Annotated in this window: 1 protein-coding gene and 1 pseudogene; one reads left to right on the forward strand and one right to left on the reverse strand. The window is 37.8% G+C overall.

Annotated features, from left to right (window positions below; genetic code table 11):
• Window positions 1-162 precede the first annotated feature (162 nt).
• Window positions 163-318 (reverse strand): annotated as a pseudogene (locus VE944_RS29610) (EamA family transporter); the annotation flags it as partial.
• An 864-nt stretch (window positions 319-1182) separates the two neighbouring features.
• On the opposite strand from VE944_RS29610, the gene VE944_RS29615 reads away from it, so the two are divergent.
• The gene (locus tag VE944_RS29615) at window positions 1183-2145 is read left to right on the forward strand and encodes a water stress protein WSP1 (RefSeq protein WP_324985951.1); all 963 of its coding nucleotides are present in this window, start codon (window positions 1183-1185) and stop codon (window positions 2143-2145) included.
• Window positions 2146-2783: the final 638 nt, after the last annotated feature.

The raw sequence follows: 2783 nt of genomic DNA on the forward strand, positions 1-2783 counted from the left end.
TTGTGATTGGTTGGGTCTGCCATTGCTCAGGTCAATCCTTTAATCTAGCTTTTGGAGCGATCGCTCACCTTGATGTATCGGGTATTTTTATTTTGACATACTAATGCAGCAGGGCAAAAATAACTGTGCAACCTGGAAAATAAAGCCAGAGGCTAATGCTCAGGGTAAAATAGCTACTGCCGTTAAACTCATCCAATTCTTCCTTGAGAGCTGCTTTAAGGTAGCCTTGTTCCACTGTGGCCCATAGATTAGAATCAGAAGTATCAAGGTGCAAAGGTTCCCCACAAATAAAACATTACAAAAATGAATCGGATTGCGTAGCTTGCCGCCGTAGGCATCGCCAGTAAAATATTAAGCACCAATTTCTATAGCTCCCGGATAAATACGCCAGAGTTCTTGCAGAATCGGTTAAAGGGCAAAGGAAAAAAGATGAGATTTTCTTTTTACCTTTGCCCTTTAATCTTTTTGGTAAAGGTACTTTCAAATTAATAGGACTAAGAGTTACGCACTGTAGAAATTAATCATAGTAACCATTTCTAAAATAGGTTTTTCCAGGCTTTTATTAGTCATTTCTTGATGGTAAATACACCCGTACTCTAGGGGTGATTAATAAATTATTCCTAAGATAGATGTATTTTTAAAATATCTATGTTTAACATTTACTGCTAATGGGTAAGTCTTAAGACCAATAGCGATCGCCTGCGAAGATTAAATCGTTTAATAACTATTAAAACAGTCGAGTTATGCTTGCACCAGTAAGTAAAATGAATTAGTAACATTAAAATTTAACCAAAATATTACGAAATCTTAACATTACTCAAATATAGTCTTACTAAGATAATTCCAAATACAGTTTTTAACTTTAAACTTTGACTTTAAATCGGCAAATCAAACACTCTTTTCTCTTTATTCGTTGAGCAAATAGTAACTATAACAGTATTGAGTTAAGTTGTTCTAACCTGTTTAGAGTCAAAGGTTTAGTAGTGTTTCAATTTGGCAAGCTTATAGGCTATATAAGCAAAGTTAAAATAATACAGACTAGTTTTAACTTTTAGCCTGCAAAGGTTAGCTTTGTTTTTGTCGTTAAAGACTTTTAGTCACATAGCAATTTGCACATTTGGAATGCTGGGTATTTGGAATGTTCCCAAAAGTTTAACAGGTTTTAACAAGGAGAAAATTCTCATGGTTCTTTACGGCTATACCATTGGAGAAGATAGTAACCAGAGCGCTAGTGGAAATCAACTTCCCGTTTACCGCTTTTTGATCCCTTCTGCGCCTACAGGTTCTATTACTCCTACACAAGTAGGTACAGTCAATATTACAAGTACTGCTGCCCCACGCATAGACCTAGAAGGTTTGGCAACTAACCCCACCACCGGAAGGGTAAGTGCAGTTAACGAAGCACGGGTTAGCGGTACTACAACAGCAATTGATCCAGCTGTTATTGTCGTTAATAATGTAGATGTGCCTTTTGCTCCAGCCACGGTCTCACCAACCCGTACAGGATCTGACCGTCGTTTTGGATTCGAGTCAGGTGCTGATTTTAATCGTAGTGCTCTATACAACATTTCAGGGAATCCAACTACCGAGAATGGAGTGCCAATAGGAAGCTCTCTTTATAGAATTACCACAGCTAACCCTGGAACTATTAGCCTTGTAGACACCTTTGGCCCAGCTACTACTGCTGCACAAAGACAAGGAACTCAACCTACCAACTCTCAATATGCCGATGGATTAGCTATCGACAATCTCAATCCTGGTAATACTCGCGCTCTTGCTAGCGATTTCAGTACTCGTGATGGAGATGGAGCGCAACTTTACAAAGTTGATTTGCTCACTGGTCAGCTATCTGCGCCGATTGCTTTGAGAACTCCTTCAGGGCAAGCTCTGAATGTAAACGGAGATTCTGGGTTGTCATTTACTAACTTCGGTTCTCAAAGATTGATCGGTTGGCTGGAAAGTGGCGCTATCTATGAGATCACAGGCTACCAAGATGAACTTGCTGCATCAGGTCTAGGTTTAGGTAGTGCTGGTGGTGCTAATGGTGCTGGTTTTGCAACTGCCACCTTGCTTGGTAATGTTAATTTACCAAATGCTGTGAGTGGAGCCATTGATTATGAAGGCTTTACAATTGTTAATGAATAACAGTCGTTAGGATACTCTTTCTTCAACTCTTCTAAAAACTACTTTTACAAGAGTTGAAGAACGGAAGTAAAGATAAAAAAAGTTTTATTTGCCAAACTACTTGCTATTAAAAAAGTCGAGTGATGCTTCTTTTATTGAAATGATAGAAGAATCATCTCAGCGAGTGAAAACACTCAGTAAATATTAAGCTTTAACCCAAATGTTATTAAACCTTAACAATTGAAAAAACATTTCTTAATATTAGTAAAATATAGTCTTATTAAGATAACTCCAAATACAGTTATTAACCTTAAAATCTGATTTTTAATGGGCAAATCAAAGATGCTTAATTCTCTGTTCATTTAATCCGACTTGGAAATAATCAGTTTCCAAAAGATGTCTTTAAATGTAACTAGATGTAGTTTTGAGATTTGTACCGCCAACATAGTCAGATAGCAATTTGCACATTTGCAATACTGCATATTTGGAACATTCCCAAAAGTTTAACAGGTTTCAATAAGGAGAAAATTCTCATGGTTCTTTACGGCTATACCGTTGGAGATGCGGATATCAATCCTAGCCAAGCTGGAGAACAATTCGCAGTTTACCGCTTCCCCATAAGCCCCCTTGCGACTACTCCCCAAAAAGTAGGCGAAATC

Source organism: Nostoc sp. (assembly GCF_035638895.1).
GTDB lineage: Bacteria > Cyanobacteriota > Cyanobacteriia > Cyanobacteriales > Nostocaceae > Nostoc.

Excerpts from the sequence above, each read along its gene's own strand:
- VE944_RS29615 (WP_324985951.1), top strand. The coding sequence starts at position 1,183 with ATGGTTCTTTACGGCTATACCATTGGAGAAGATAGTAACCAGAGCGCT.